5 protein-coding genes and 12 pseudogenes are annotated in these 14,180 nt (G+C 59.5%); 6 read left to right on the top strand and 11 right to left on the bottom strand.

The window, feature by feature from the left end:
* Nucleotides 1–275: 275 nt before the first annotated feature.
* Nucleotides 276–978, top strand: a pseudogene (gene ung, locus ACVBEG_RS26865) (uracil-DNA glycosylase).
* Between the two features lie 207 nt (nt 979–1,185).
* Here ung and ACVBEG_RS26860 read toward each other — a convergent pair.
* The 9 genes and pseudogenes from ACVBEG_RS26860 to ACVBEG_RS26820 form a co-directional block, all read right to left on the bottom strand.
* Nucleotides 1,186–2,056 (bottom strand): annotated as a pseudogene (locus ACVBEG_RS26860) (AbrB family transcriptional regulator); the annotation flags it as partial.
* A gap of 98 nt (nt 2,057–2,154) precedes the next feature.
* A pseudogene (locus ACVBEG_RS26855) lies at nt 2,155–3,553 on the bottom strand (tripartite tricarboxylate transporter permease); the annotation flags it as partial.
* A gap of 78 nt (nt 3,554–3,631) precedes the next feature.
* Nucleotides 3,632–4,028: pseudogene (locus ACVBEG_RS26850) on the bottom strand (tripartite tricarboxylate transporter TctB family protein).
* A 161-nt stretch (nt 4,029–4,189) separates the two neighbouring features.
* Nucleotides 4,190–5,136, bottom strand: a pseudogene (locus tag ACVBEG_RS26845) (Bug family tripartite tricarboxylate transporter substrate binding protein); the annotation flags it as partial.
* 99 nt (nt 5,137–5,235) lie between these two features.
* On the bottom strand, nt 5,236–5,439 hold the full coding sequence (locus tag ACVBEG_RS26840; RefSeq protein WP_447108509.1) for an OprD family outer membrane porin: 204 nt from the start codon (nt 5,437–5,439) through the stop codon (nt 5,236–5,238).
* Nucleotides 5,357–5,554: an OprD family outer membrane porin gene (locus ACVBEG_RS26835; protein WP_447108508.1), complete on the bottom strand. Its 198-nt coding sequence runs from the start codon at nt 5,552–5,554 to the stop codon at nt 5,357–5,359. The genes ACVBEG_RS26840 and ACVBEG_RS26835 overlap by 83 nt, the downstream gene beginning before the upstream one ends.
* Before the next feature lie 21 nt (nt 5,555–5,575).
* Nucleotides 5,576–5,761 carry a hypothetical protein gene (locus tag ACVBEG_RS26830; RefSeq protein ID WP_447108507.1) on the bottom strand — a complete coding sequence of 62 codons (186 nt, stop codon included), beginning with the start codon at nt 5,759–5,761 and terminating at the stop codon, nt 5,576–5,578.
* The gene (locus ACVBEG_RS26825) at nt 5,758–6,060 is read right to left on the bottom strand and encodes a hypothetical protein (RefSeq protein WP_447108506.1); all 303 of its coding nucleotides are present in this window, start codon (nt 6,058–6,060) and stop codon (nt 5,758–5,760) included. Before ACVBEG_RS26825 ends, ACVBEG_RS26830 begins: the two co-directional genes overlap by 4 nt.
* A gap of 135 nt (nt 6,061–6,195) precedes the next feature.
* Nucleotides 6,196–6,477, bottom strand: a complete 282-nt coding sequence (locus tag ACVBEG_RS26820; protein WP_447108505.1) for an OprD family outer membrane porin — start codon at nt 6,475–6,477, stop codon at nt 6,196–6,198.
* A gap of 196 nt (nt 6,478–6,673) precedes the next feature.
* Here ACVBEG_RS26820 and ACVBEG_RS26815 point away from each other — a divergent pair.
* Together ACVBEG_RS26815 and ACVBEG_RS26810 are read left to right on the top strand one after the other, a co-directional pair.
* A pseudogene (locus ACVBEG_RS26815) lies at nt 6,674–7,373 on the top strand (response regulator).
* Nucleotides 7,336–8,721 (top strand): annotated as a pseudogene (locus ACVBEG_RS26810) (sensor histidine kinase). Before ACVBEG_RS26815 ends, ACVBEG_RS26810 begins: the two co-directional pseudogenes overlap by 38 nt.
* A gap of 214 nt (nt 8,722–8,935) precedes the next feature.
* Here the strand turns inward: ACVBEG_RS26810 and ACVBEG_RS26805 are convergent.
* Nucleotides 8,936–9,343 (bottom strand): annotated as a pseudogene (locus ACVBEG_RS26805) (HDOD domain-containing protein); the annotation flags it as partial.
* Between the two features lie 1,389 nt (nt 9,344–10,732).
* On the opposite strand from ACVBEG_RS26805, the pseudogene ACVBEG_RS26800 reads away from it, so the two are divergent.
* Together ACVBEG_RS26800 and ACVBEG_RS26795 are read left to right on the top strand one after the other, a co-directional pair.
* Nucleotides 10,733–10,947, top strand: a pseudogene (locus ACVBEG_RS26800) (FAD assembly factor SdhE); the annotation flags it as partial.
* 34 nt (nt 10,948–10,981) lie between these two features.
* Nucleotides 10,982–11,421, top strand: a pseudogene (locus tag ACVBEG_RS26795) (hypothetical protein).
* Nucleotides 11,422–11,440: 19 nt separating this feature from the next.
* Here ACVBEG_RS26795 and ACVBEG_RS26790 read toward each other — a convergent pair.
* A pseudogene (locus ACVBEG_RS26790) lies at nt 11,441–13,018 on the bottom strand (FAD-binding protein); the annotation flags it as partial.
* A 515-nt stretch (nt 13,019–13,533) separates the two neighbouring features.
* On the opposite strand from ACVBEG_RS26790, the pseudogene ACVBEG_RS26785 reads away from it, so the two are divergent.
* A pseudogene (locus tag ACVBEG_RS26785) lies at nt 13,534–14,087 on the top strand (sigma factor-like helix-turn-helix DNA-binding protein); the annotation flags it as partial.
* Nucleotides 14,088–14,180 lie beyond the last annotated feature (93 nt).

Below are 14,180 nucleotides of genomic sequence, written 5' to 3'. Positions count from 1 at the left end.
ACGATCACATGAGAGACTTTTCCCGCATCCAGGCTGGCAACACCAATGCGCGCGCCGTACTTGGGCGTGGAGTTCTTCAAATTGCAGATTCATCATGACCTCTCGGGGGGCGGGGGTTTCATGGGTCTGTGGTGGTGCGGGAGGGGTGAGTTGCAAACGGTGATTACCAGGAAGTACAGGGAGGGGCAGGGGCCGCGTGGTGCAATGACATTGAGCGATTGACGTGGGCAGCTCACTTTGCCTAGTGTCCGCGCATTGATTTTTTGCAGGTGTCCATGACAAACGATGACCGTATCAAACTCGAATCCGGCTGGAAGCACGCGTTGCGTGAGGAATTCGAAAAACCGTATATGAACGAACTGCGTGAGTTCTTGCGCCAGGAGCACACCGCAGGCAAGGAAATCTATCCACCGGGCCCGATCGTCTGGATGCGGCTTGAACTCGACGCCGCTGGACAAGGTCAAGGTGGTGATCCTTGGCCAGGATCCGTACCACGGCCCAGGTCAGGCCGGGTGGCTGCTGCTCTCGGTGCAGCCAGGCGTTGCCCGGCAAGCGCCATCGCTGGTCAATATCTGAAAAAGCTTTCAAGCGTGACCTCGAACATCGACATCGCCAATCACGGCTGCTTGCAGTCCTGGGCCGATCAGGGCGTGCTGCTGCTCAACACCACCATGACCGTCGAACGCGCGAACGCTGCTTAACAGCAGGAGAGCTGGCAGATCTTCACCGATAAGGTGATTGAGGTCATCAGCGAACGTCAGCCGCTGACCGTGGTGTTTATGCTGTGGGGTGCTCATGCCCAAAGCAAACAGAAACTGATCGACGCCAGCAAACGCCTGGTACTGACCTCGGTACACCCCTCGCCGCTGTCCGCCTACAAAGGCTTTCTCGGCAACGGACGCTTAGCGCGCCAAAGCCAGTTGCTGACCAAAATAAAGTGACCCGATTGACTGGAGATTGCCGGCGAGCTTGACCTGAATGCCAGTGGCGGGCGTCCTGACTACTTCGCGAATGAATTCGTTCCCACAGAAAATAGCGGGCTGCGTCGCAGAACGGTCGGCTCCGGTCTCTACTTCAGCCCGCTTATCCCAGTGCCGAACGGGCGAGGGTTCGGGCGAAGAACGGTCTGTCGAACAGCAGGCGCATGACCTGCATTGCCGTGACCAGCGGCACCGACAGACGTCAGGCGTCAGCTCGTTGGGCAATGCGCCCCGGCATGTCATTGCCAGGGTTAATGAAGCGCGTGCGGGGACTGGTCATCACGCTCCGGGGCAGGCCAGCGGCGAGGGCGGCGATCAGCATGAGTGGACGTGCGGTGTCTGCACGGCGATCTTCAGGCCAATAAACGACGGCGCCCGCCGAAAGAACGAACGATTGAAATGGCAGCCCAGGCCGCTTCCGATCAGCCATTGGCCGATCTGGCTGCCGCCTTGCGGTAGACCCGGATGTCCAGTCCCAGGTGATGGCAAGGCGCTCGAGCAGTAGCGGCCCGAACAGCCATGGATTGAACTGTCGGCCTGCAAGAGCCACGCCAGCGATACGCGGCCTTGCCGGAAACAGCACCAGCAGCCGGGACCAGTCAACGGCTGCCGGATTCGATGCAGGCGCACCGTCGCCCAGCAAGAATCTGAACAGTGAAGAACGCCTGGCCCAGCGCCACCATCAACACTGCAAACTCTGTCCCGCCGCGACGCTGCTCGAGGATTGCGCCGTTGCGCGCTCCGAGGTTGACCATTTCGCCAGAGCCGCCCGGCATGCTGGAAAAGAACGCCGTTGCGCGATCTTCGCCGCTACGTCGCATCAGCCAGGACTTCAAGGCCGCGCTGGAGACGCTGGTGGCTACGACGTCTGCGAAGAAGATCAAGCCACAGAAATGCGATGAGCCTGTCGATGACAACCGGCGTGAAGTACGAGGATGCCAATCCCGACAATCCACTGCCCGCCTAAGAGCCACCCGGGAACTGCGCAAGTTGCCAGGGCGTCAGGCAGCGCACCAGGATGATCGCGGCGGCAAGACCGCCGCCATCCACGGCAGCGGCCAGCCGACCTGGCTGGCGGATCATCACCAACAGCAACAGCGAGTACCCGCCGCATCGAGCAGATGAACATCCGCTACAACGGCGAGCGTGCAGACGCTGCACCAGATCCGCACGACGGCATCAGCAGCATGATGGCCGTCAGCACCCATATCCCGAAGGTAATCGGGCTGGACCGAAAGAATTTCCAGCGCACCGTTGGAGATCGACAGGGCGCAGCAGGGTACGGTATCAAGCCGCCGAGGATAAAGCCCAGCAGGACCGGCGACAGAGGAAAGTCCATCTTGCGCAGGATGTCGCGCCGAAGATACCGATACCAACCATCAGGAAGGCGGCTCAGAAGGTGGTGGCGCTGTACGGCGTCGAGCGCCAGATCGCAGTGATCGTCGCGAAATCTGGCCGGCGCGCCGTTGCGCCAGTTCGGCACGGCGAGGATGCGGGTGAAGATTCAGGTGGTAGGGAATATCCAGGAAGGTCGCCGGCGTAGCGTTGGCGACGAACAATGAGGCGATCAGGCCCCAGGACGATATCGACTGTGAAACAGCAATGGGCCGGGCGTGATGTTGTACAGCGACAAAGCGCCGATCATCACCTGCTGTCGTTCCAGACCAGAACCTCGAAGTCATCGGCACCAGCGCTCCACATGCCGCACCGCCGATAGGCGGCTGCGGGCGCCGAGGCCGCGTATGTCACCTTGTCCGAATTTTCCGGTCTTGCCCGCCAGACGCTTCTCGGTCATGTAGGCCACGGCGGCGCGCTGGCCAGTGTCGCGCCAGCACCCGGCAGCACGCCCATCGATGAAGCCGAGCGCGCCAGTCGCAGGTCGCCGCGAAGGCTCCACCGAGCTGGCTTCTTTGAAGTTGAACATCATGCGGCGCAGGTGGCTTTGACCGCCTCTTACCACAATCGGTTTTTTTCCAGCAGCAATCAGAATTTCGCTGATAGAGAAAGCCAGCCAGGAGCCGACACCACGAACTGAATACCGTCGAGGGTCGAGGATGGATGTTGTCGCCGGTGAAACGGTACACACCGCTGTTGGCGTCGATGCCGACCATGGACAGAAACAGCCCGATCAGCGCGCGATAAACGTCTTCGTGGACGATCACCGGCCATGCCGCCGAGGCAGACGATTGCGAACGCCGATCAGTACGAAATATTCCGCCGGTCCGAAGGGCAATATCGCACTTCGCCAGCAAGGGCGCAAGCGCGCCATCCGCCAGGCGTGGCAATGAACGCACCGATAAACCAGCTCCACGCCGACAGCGACAAGGCGACACCGGCCAGACCCTGGCGAGCCATCGGGTAACCGTCGAGAGTGGTCATCACCGTGGACGCTTCGCCCGGAATGTTTCAGCAGGACTGAGCTGATGGCAAGGCATTCGGCAAGACCAGGTACACCGCCGCCACAGGATCAACGCTGGGTGCTGCAAAGCTAAACCCGATAGGATGGACGGCGCGCGCCATTGCAACGGGCCCAGGCCGGGCAGCAAACCGACAACGGTGCCAATCAGGGTGCCGCGCGGGCGGTGAGTCGAGTTGCTCAAGGGGTCACGGCGACGCAGAGCCTTGGCTCAGGTGGCTGAAAGTCTGCCACATTAATTCTCCAGAACGTCGAGCAGGCCCAGCGGCAACGGAACGTCCCATGGCTTTATCGAACAACAGGTAAAGGCCGACGCTGATCAAGGTCACGACCACCACGCTCAGCTTCCAGCGACCGCCGTGCCCGACGGGCCATGGGAATACAGTGAATATGTTTGAGGATGCAAACCGAAGGGTTCGAACAGGCCAGCAAGATCAGGAGCAAAACCGTGCAAGTGGCGATTTTGATCAGATAGGGCGGTCCAGTTGAGGGTCTTCTTCCTTGTGGACGAGGGGCTGTGGCGAAACAGCACATGTACAGCAAGCCCAGGCCCATCAGCCCCAGCATCAGCAGGAGGATCCCGAGGTGCCTCACGGTTCATAGGAAAATGCGGCCTGATAAGGCCAGGCCATGAGGCAGGCAGAGCCGAACGGCACCGACGGCAGCGCCAAGCCGGGAGAACTGATTGTGACGAAGCATGGGTAACTCCTGTGTCGCGTCGCCTGAAATTGATCCAGCACTGATATGAAGTCAGTTGAATCCCTCGATAGAGCAGAATTCCTTGGCCAGGATCGTCGGCGACCTGCTTCTTCACGTACGCGTCCAGTTCCGGGCCCGTCATGGCGAAGGGAAACGGTCGCCCTGCCTCGTCAGCTCGGCGAGTCGTTGGAGGCCAGCAGTTTGTTGAGAAGGCTTTTCCACCAGGCGTCATCTTCATCACTGACTTTTGGCCCGAGGTAGAAGCCGCGTACCACCGGCCAGACGATCTGGTGGCACCCTGTCCTTGGCGGTCGAAATGTGTTCCGTTCCAGAGCTCGTCCACGTTCGGAGAACTGGCGAGGACGAAGCGCATGTCTCCGCTAAGGATGTGCGGCATGGAGTCGGAGATGTCGGTGTCTCCTACCTGAATGTGCCCGCCGAGCGACGCGGTGGCGATTTCACCGCCGCCTTCAAGGGCAACATAACGCAGGTCACGCGGGTTGATGCCCGCGGCTTTCGCGCGATCGAGGCGGTCTGCATCCAGTCTTGGCTGCGAACAGCAGTACCAGGAGCCGATCACCACTTTGCTAGGGTCTTTTTTCAGCGCTTCCAGCGAGGACGTTGAGGGTTGTTGTCGGGCGAGTCGCTTCACGGCGATGGCGCCATAGCTGGTGCCGACCGCCGCGAGCCAGCGCACGGCGTTCTCATCGAAGCGGCCGACGCCCTGTGCCAGGTTGGCGGCAAGCCGCGCTGGACAGCAGGGCCGCCGATGCCGGCGTCGGCCGGTCGCTGGGCGACCGCTGCAGGCTGCTGCGCCAGTCGCCGACACCGCCGGGCATGTAGGTCACGCGCATCGGTTTGCTCAGCAGCTTTTCGTTGACGACCGCGCTCTGTGCCAGACTGACGGGCTGAGTCAAATCCGCCCCCCGGTGAGGCCGGAGCGATGCGTTGCGGGCACTTGGGCTAGGCTGCGAGCGCGTCTGTGGTAGCCACTAGCATGCAGCTGGCGGCGAGGGCGAAACGACGCAAAGATAAAGTCATGGTTTGCGTTTGTGTTCCAGGGGAGTTGTTATTTCGGGCCCAGCTGTTCTAACGATTACCAGATCGCGACCGTGTAACTGGGCCAGGACGAGGCCTTCATCAGCGTGCCCGGGCGAAGTTGGAGTCGGACGTCGTTGCGCAGGCGCGCGTAGTTTTCGAGTTGTTGGGCTTCTGCACGTATTTGATTTCGCTGTCGCGTTCCCACTCTTTGCCTTCGCCGTCATGGCTCGCCACTTGGCGTTGTCGCCTGGCGTAGCGGCTCATGAATGTCAGGCCGGGGACGCCCCAGCTTGGCGAAGTCATAGTCGTAACGCGCTTCCAGGAAGTGTTCGTTGGCTTGGCAGAATGGCAACTGTACGAAGTTGATGAGGAACGGATCGCTGCCATCCACATACGGGAAGGCGCTGTCACCGGACATGTGCTGATCACCCGCGCTGAACTAACAAGTCAGGCTGTAGCTGACGATGCCATTGAATGATTTGTTGTCGATGTTACCGCCGCGAGCCAGACCCTGATCGCCGCTGACCACGAAGATCGCCGTCGGTGGCCGGGTCTCTGGGCCCACGGGTTGCGAGGCAGCAGAGCCGACGAAATCCTGGTCGTAGACCTGATCAGTGAAGCTCAAAGTGATGGCGGTGGCTTCTTGTCGGTGAGTTTGTGATCAAACCAGGCCATCTGCGAAGTGATCACCCGTCGCGTGCAGCGAAACGTATTGTTCTTGTTGTTCAGCGCGATGTCTTCACTTGCTGGTGTCATCGCGGTCCTTGACCTTCTCCAGACGACCGCCGAGTAAAAGCAGGTACTTGAACTCTCTGGAGGTGAGCATACCGCCTTCAAAGGTCTGCGGCAGGATGCACCATCATCGGCTTTCAACGTTTGCAGCTCAGGATGGCCGACTTCAAGTTCGGTGGCCGAGATTTTCATCTTGCCCGTCAGGCCCCACTTGGAATATTCGTCGGCGGCGCGGCCATTGTCAGTGGGTGGGTGGCGTTGCAGCAGGATGCCGAGTGCGATCCGGGCTTGAGTGAGTTCCGTGCACGAACATGCCGATGGAGCAGCTCACCGCGAACCCGAGCAGGTGCCTGCTGTGTAGCCTGACTGGACGTTGAGGATCAGCCCTTGGGCCCACTCGTCGCGCTTCAATTGCTCGGCGCTGGTCCATGGCGCGGAAGTCGCGGTTGAAGTACATGTTGCGGGTTTCCAGGCTGGCGCTGCTGTCGTCGATAGAATGGCGTAGCTCGGCGTTGAAACGGCAAGGGCAACGGCGCTGGGCGGCCGAGGTCCGGCGAAGGAGCAGGCAGGCGACCTAGTCTGCAAGGACAGCGTAATGAAATACTTCATTGTATCTCTTTAATAAAAACCTTTGAAAACGCTTCAAGGCGCTTTTCAGTTTTGCGCATGACCACCGTAGCGCGATGCTAGAAGGTGAAAGTTTCACTAACCTTTCAGCTGTCGTTGACATCTTCTGTGCTTCACAGCCAACGATGGCGGGCTGTCGGCTGCCACGCCTTATAAGCCCAAGAATCTGGAGAAGTCGATGCGTGTTCTTCTCGTCGAAGACCATCTGCAATTCGCCGAAAGCGTGGCTCAAGCCCTCAAAAGTATGGGTTGGCCGGTGAGTTGCACGATGGGGTGGCCGCCGATTTGGCGTTGAGCAGTCGAGGGATATTGTCATCGCCGATTCTGGACGTGGGCTTGCCGCGCATGGACGGTTTTGAAGTGTTGGGCCGCTTGCGGGCCCGAGGGAAAAATCTACAGTGGCATGCTGACCGCGCGGAGCGATGTCAAAGATCGTGTGCACGGCCTCAATCTGGGTGCTGATGATTATTTGGCCAAACCCTTTGAACTGACCGAGTTGGAAGCACGGGTCAAGGCGTTGCTCCGCCGTAGCGTGCTCGGCGGCGAACGCCGGCGGCGTTGCCGGGTGCTGGCCTATGACCTCGACACTCGGCGCTTCACCCTCTGTCGGCGATGAGCTACCTGCGCGCTGGCGTCTTCATGGAACAGGCGGTCTGAAAGCGCTCATCGCCAACCGACCGGGTGATGAGTAAAGAACAGTTGGCGGCGCAAGTGTTTGGCCTGGATGAAGATGCGCTGCAAGCGCTCGCCATGAAATGTACGTACCGCCCTGCGCGAAAAAGCTGATGGCGAAGCTGTTGTCGTTGTTACGTTTCCGCGGTCTTCGCTCTGAAAGCCGTGATGCTCAAGCTGTCCTACACCACAGCAGCCTGCGTTGAGCTGTTGTGGAACCTGATGCTCACCGTATTGATGCTCGCAAGCAGCTTGAGCACGCTCTGGAAGTCGTTCAAAAGCGGCCGACACGGCCTATGACCGAACCTTGCTGGCGTGAGCCGAACAGTTCACCGGCTACTTGCAGCGCGACAGCGGTTCGGCGCCGAATGCCGTATCGCATCGACGCCTTTGCGTATGAGCAGTCGGCGGGTATTCTACGAAGTCAAGCAGCATCGACAAAAAGCTGATCTCTGGCTACGCCGTACCCGCGCCGCCGCGGCTTCGCCGATGACTACCAGGCGCTGGCGAGCTTCTCGATGGGCGGTATCCAACGGCGTACGGGTGGTCAGCCTGCTCAAGCCCGTCAGTGAACCGAACATGAACGGTATGGCGGAGATTGGCGTGGCCGGACAAGGAGGAAGCCCGGTGTGCATGGCGCGCAGCCTGATGGCTGACACCGTTCTGCGTACTGGGCATGCTCGGCATGGGCGCGTTGGTGTTCGTGCATTCCACCGTAACGCCTGGCGCTGATTTCGCTGGAGCGTTGCTGCTGCATGAAGAAAGAGCGCCAGCCCGACGATCTACAAGGGCGTTGCCGCTGGAAGTCCAGCGTGAGTTGCGCCCGCTGGTGGGTGCGAGCTATCAATCACTTCACCGAACGTCTGCGCGTGCCAGTTCGACGTCAGCGCGAAGGTGTCGGCGCAAATGCCCGCCCCGTGACTACGCACACCATTAGCGGCTGCAAGGCGCTCTGGGATTGGGGACTGTGATACCGATCCCGAGGGCGAAGCTGGCCGCCGCCGCTCTGGAATCGGCTGCGCCAGGCACTGATTCGTGTCTGACGCATCTGGCCAATCAATTACTGTCTCTGGCACGTATGAAAAAAAACGTCACCGGGCAATTGCTGAAGGGGGCGCCCAGTTGCTCGACTTGAGCCAACTGGCTCGCGAGCTGGGCATGGCCATGGCGCCGCTGGCCCATGCGCGTGGTGTTGCGTGGCGCTGGAGGCCGGAGACGTGTGTGGCTGCGCGGCGAGCCGACATTGCTCAACGAATTGCTGGACAATCTGGTGGATAACGCCCTGGCGTCTCTCCGACGGGTGGCAATGTGATTCTGCGGGTGAGGGCACCCTATGCATTCTTGAAGTCGAGGACGACAGGCCTGGGGATCCCTGGAACGAAGCGTTGAACCAGTATTGAACGCTTCTGTCGTCAGCGGCGGGGTCGGGGTCAGGCTTGGGTTTGGCGATTGTCGGTGAGATCTGTCACCTGTTGACGAATCAGCCTGCATGACGGTGCCGAAGGCGGTTTGAAGGTCCGGGTGAGGTTTCCTGTTCAAAACGGCGCTCAATAGAGCATGTTCATGGCTTCATTCATTTCGGAAACAAGACGGCCATTGGCAGCAGACACCCCAGCAGGACGAAGGCAGGCAAGCTGCTTAAGTTCAATTCCAGCATAAGGATGGCTGGTGCGTGGGTGAGTTGTGCACGTTGGAATATTCACCCAGTCGACGTGATCCGGCACACTTCGACAGTCGGCGGGTGAAATCCTGGAACTGCCCGGCACCTTGGCGAGCGGCTCCGGGAACTCCCAGCTGATGAGCAGTTCTTCACCGATGATCGGGTGAATATGCTCGATGGCCATTGGTTGAGGCTGACGGAGTCCGAGAGCAGTTCGTAATGGTCTTCGGCGTACGTCAGGATTGGCAGTACACCAATCGAGCGTGCACATATGCCGCCAAGGTCGCCTTGATCCGGTTTAAGCTTCGAGTAGGTGCGGCACAGCTTGTAGCTGATACCGCGACTTGCGCAGGCTTTGTTGCGGACTGTTCGCGCATCTGCGCTCTTGCGCGCCTTCGGACTTGGCCTGAAACATCTCCGCTCCACCACCAGTCCGGATTGCAGGATCTTGCAGCTGTAATTGATCCCCAGCCGGGTGATGGCGGTGTGCAGGTCGCTGACCTCGACACTGGCGCGCGTCCAGGTAAGCCTTTGATCGGCATCCAGAAAGCAGGTTGTCGCCACCGATTGCCTTCTTGAGAACTCATCAACGCTGATGTCAGGATTTTCGGCGGCGAGAGCAACTTTCAGCGCAACTTCCGGCAGCAGACAGAGCACAGCATCGTTATTGATCGCCTGGGTACGAAGTCCGCTTGCACGTTGTCAGCCATGTCGCTCATGTCGAATCTCTTGGTATTGCGTCGTCGACCCTAAGCGCTCGACAGACAGAGCACTTGGGGGTGATTTTTTGGGTTTTTGACTTGGGGCAGGAAAGGGGTTTAAGCTTGATAGACTACTTTCGGTTTTGAGCTTGGCGTCCAATGTATAAGGCAGGTGGGTCAACGGCAGCACGAGCCTTGAGGATGCAGTGGGATCTCCATCATCGCACCACTTCGGCCTGCAAACACACACACAACAGCTGAATACATAGTACTGCAGGCAATGGCAAGGCTTAGCCACCGCACTGGCATGGATTAGGCGAGACCAGTGGCGTGCCGGGCTCAGGGATTTCAGCGCGGTCAGGGTGAAGCGATTCAGTCGTCGCTCGAGTTTGCCGGGTCACTGCATGCGCGCGACGATTTCCTGGCCGGTGTAGCAGCTTCTCGAAGCTCGCGCGCCACACCACCGGCTTGCAGGTTGATCATCTGCGATGAAGGTTTCCCGAGTACCGCCAGGTCCTTGACCCGGTGCCGACGGCAGAATCTGACCCAGCAGCCAGTCATTCAATGTGCCTGACCAGTTGCGCCGCAAGACGAGCCCGCGTACGTTCTTCGGCCTGGATCTCGGCCCGCGCCGGCTCGGTACCGGGCAGGAGATACGCGAATGGCGATCAAGCCAGTGACCGCGTCACGCTGTCTGACGCTTGCGACCTCATCAGCCAGGCGCTATCAGTGTGGGTGAGGTTCTTTGACCAGAACGGACCCAGGCCGGGCTTTCGTCGGTCAGCTTTGATACGAACACCGCATGTTCTTAAATCAGCCAATTGCGGCTCAATCAGTTCAGACGCCATTGCCAGCAGGCAGCCATCGCCTTCAAGCAGGATGCGAGCTGATCATAACGAGCCTTCTGGTGCAGCGCTGGCCCGGTCGCGGTACTGTGGTAGAGTCGTGATTCCATTTCAATTGGCCCTGTCGAGGAACTTGCTGGCATCAGGCACAGGACGGCGGATATCGCCCTGATGGGACAGCGTCCGGCTAATGGCACTCATCATCGCGAGGGTAAAGGTCTTCGGGCGCGTGATGATGCGGTATCTGCCAGAATGGTTTGACCGACATCACCGTCGTTGAAGATTCCTGCAGCCGGAAAACGGCTATCGCTGCTGGAACTGCGCGTGTCCTGTTCGCGCGCCTATTTGAGGAGCGCTCCATGGTCGATGACGTTGAACTCAACCGGCTTTATTGGCACGGCCAGTCGTGGCATGCTTGAGCTGGACGTGTTGCTGGTACCTTTTGTAGGGAAGTTATCGCACCTTCATGCCGAAGATAGCGATCTTCGTACGCAAATTGCTGACGTGTGAAGATCAGGATATGTTCGGCTGGTTCATGCAGCGCGCCGAATCTGAAGATCCGGAACTGCAACGCGGTCGCCTTCATCGTTCTGGATCGTGTCACCGGAGTGATCGACTACGAATGCCGTTGGCAGGCCTCACGGCTCCTGCTGACGGCCTATCTGATCGCTCAGGCGTTGGCCCTGGTTTCCTGTTTCTGATGTCCCGGACTGGGCAGGCGCGCTCGGTGTCTTGCTGTGCCTGATGCATGGAGGCTGGGCACTGCCGCGCTTCATTTTACTGAGCAGTCCCTCGGCGTTCACCGGTTTACGCCGGTGGGGTGGAGCCGGTTCGGCAGCTTGGAGTGCTCGTTCAGGCTGGAAGGCGGTGCGACTGCGTCGAGACAGTCTGGCGCTGCCTTTGGCGGTGGTGCTGCGTTTGGTCTGGGCAGGAGCGTCTGGCGTAACGTGGGCGGCGGGTGCGCAGTGTGTGCATTCCACGCGACGCGTTGGCGCCGGAAGTATCACCGGCGCGTTGCGCGTATGGTGAGGTTGACGAGGAACAGTGATCAGCAGCACCAGGTGTCCAGGTAGGGACATCTGGGTGGTGAGCGTGTAGTGCGATCCCCGGCTTTCCTTCAGGTTGCCCATGGCCGAGCAGATCGACCTTCTGCACCTTGCGCTAGGTTGCGCAGTTCGATCAGGTCGCGGCTGGTTTCGTTGCTGTGGACGCGTAGATCAGTCCCAGCAGCAAGCGCACCCGATGCTGGGCACGTTGTGCAGGCTTCTTCGTCGCCGATATCCGCATTGGCCTTCCACGTCAACCGCAACCCGTACGGTGTGGGCAATGATCACGTCTTCGTCGGAGTCGGTGACCTGGCTTGCGTTACGCAGGTCGGTAGCGCCTCAGGCTGGGGTACATTGGGCAGTTGCTCGACAGTATCGGCGGCGGCCAGCAGGGCGTCGACCAAAAACGCCTTCAGCAGCGAATTACTGGCCATGCGGTTGGCGCCGTGCAGGCCGGTGAAACTGGTTTCGCCGAGGAGTAAAGGCCTGGCACGCATCGAGTGCGGGCTTTGTCGTCGACCATCGCGCCGGCCAGCCGTGTAATGCGCGGCCGGCACCACCGGGAACATCGGCTGCTTGGTGATGTCGATGGAAAACTGAAGGCAGGTGCTCGTAGACCGTCGGGAAATGGGTCTTGATGAATTCTGCCGGTTTATGGCTGATGTCCAGGTACACGCAATCAACGCCCAGGAGCTAGCTAATTTCGACTGGTGAATCCTGGGCCGCGATATTCTCGTGGCGCCAGTTCGGCCAGAGATAGAAAGCGCTGCATGAAGCGCTCGCCGTTCGGCAGTTTTAGCCAGGCGCCTTCTCCGCGCAGGGCTTCGAACAAAAACTTTGGCTTGTGGGTGATACAGGCGAGCTGCGGGTGAAACCGGTTGATTCCAGATTCGCCACCCGGCAACCGGAGCGCCAGGCCATCGCTATGCCGTCGCGCGGCTCCGTCGCGGCTGTTGGTACAAGGTGAAACCTCTCGCCGCGCCACCGGACGCCGCCAAGGCGGTGAAGCGCGCGCCCAGTAGGTGTCGACTTGGCCGGAGTGGCGAGAGATTGAGCACGTAGGCGCCCAGGCACCGTTGACCGTCCAGACCCAAGCGACGTTCGGTGATCAGATCGACCGCGACGCGCTGTTCCAGGTCAATGTTGGGCCTGAGCCGGGCTTGCGCCAGCAGGGTTTTGAAATCGTCGAGCACCTGTTGCATCGGCGGCATGGATGATACGCCGATGGCTATCGCCGCCCTTCCCGGGTCAGGTGAAACTCGAAACCGCCGTCTTCCGTCGTAACTGGTCATCGCCGAATTGAAGCGGCACGCCTGGTCGATCCGCCACTGAATGGCCTCGCGGCTGTGCTCGACGGTGAAGCGCACAGCGTCTTCATGACCAGGCCACCCGCAGCATCAGGTGTTCGACATGGGATTGCAGGTGGATGCGCTGCAGCAGCAGCAACGCCCCCTGGGCCCAGAATGTCGAGCCGCTGGCCAGGTCGCCCTTGCTCAAAACGGCAACGCGTAAATGGCTCGGTAAGGTTAGCGCAAGGCTGAGGCCCTAGGGCGCCGCTGCCGCGAACTGCCGGACGTGGTGTTGGAAATGTTGGCTCATGTCTGAAACTCCGAGCTTGGCGGGCACTCGTATTATAGAGGGGTGGATCGGCACAATAGCCGCGCTTTTATGGCATTGTGAAACCACGGCGGGCTTGGGTTCTGTACAAGTGGAACGATGATAGCAGCTTGCTGCAAAGGGTCGTGTACAAATATTCAAGGCTAAATGACACACTACTGAGAAGCAGCCATGAGCTTCTTACACCTGAGCGCGGACCCAGGAACTTTTCATGCCTAACTAGACGCAGGTTCCTATAAAGGGACATTGTGGGTATTTGCGGGGGGTAAAAAGCATTCCACCACGCACATATTTTAAGCTTCACCGTCGCCGGCCATGTCCGGGCTGCGTTTCGTGCGGGTCTAGATACTGCCCACAGGAAACTTGCTGAGAGGGGAGAACTTTTGCGCAAAGCCCGAGTCTATGTTTGCAAGCCTGTTAAAAGGTAGTCCAACACTCCCTTGACTCCAATGGGGGGAGCTGATGTTGACCCAGAAGAAGTCAGCAGCTCGTAAGCCGTACAACGCGGCGACAAGCGAGCTTTTGATCTGCTCGTGCTGAAATACCAGCACAAGATTCTTGGCTTGATGATTGTGGAACTATAACGACACCCCAGTGAAGCGGGAGCCTGTGCGCGGGAAAAGCCTCTTCTGGCAAGGCTTATCGTGCACTGGGTCACTCTTCGCGGCGACAGCGCTTACTTCTATCACATCGGCTGTACCGCATCGCTATTAATACGGCAAAAAACTATTTGGTGTCGCGCGGTCGGCGACCACCGGGCGCGGCGGTAGAGTCTGAAAAGCGCCGAGTCTGCGGATGGCGATAGTGGCCTCAAGGATATGGAGTCGCAGAGAGACGGCGCGCGTTGTTTAGGATGAAGTCGAGGGCACTGTCCATCGAACTATCCAGTTACTTCCAAAAGATCTCGGACAGCCCTAACTTTACGTGAATTGAGGTCGTTTCAAGCTTGAGGACATTGCGAGCGCGTGCGACGTGTCGGTCGGTCTAGTGCGCTCGCACTTTCCGCGCTCGGGAAGCCATAGACAAAGCCCTGCAACCCTTGTTGCAGGAAGCTGCTGGGGGCAGAGCGGGCGATCGCCGAGAAAAGTCGCCGTCGGTGGAGCCATTCGTCCGGGAGCGCTTTAGCGGTGATGGATAACGAAGC

Source organism: Pseudomonas sp. GG8 (assembly GCF_052976945.1).
The sequence above is the reverse complement of the archived record's forward strand: the minus strand, read 5'-3'. Positions and strand labels throughout refer to the sequence as shown.

What these genes read in the sequence shown, in the direction of transcription:
- ACVBEG_RS26840 (WP_447108509.1), bottom strand. Translation starts at nt 5,439, where the DNA reads ATGACTTCGCCAAGCTGGGGCGTCCCCGGCCTGACATTCATGAGCCGC.
- ACVBEG_RS26820 (WP_447108505.1), bottom strand. Translation starts at nt 6,477, where the DNA reads ATGAAGTATTTCATTACGCTGTCCTTGCAGACTAGGTCGCCTGCCTGC.
- ACVBEG_RS26825 (WP_447108506.1), bottom strand. Translation starts at nt 6,060, where the DNA reads ATGAAAATCTCGGCCACCGAACTTGAAGTCGGCCATCCTGAGCTGCAA.
- ACVBEG_RS26835 (WP_447108508.1), bottom strand. Translation starts at nt 5,554, where the DNA reads ATGTCCGGTGACAGCGCCTTCCCGTATGTGGATGGCAGCGATCCGTTC.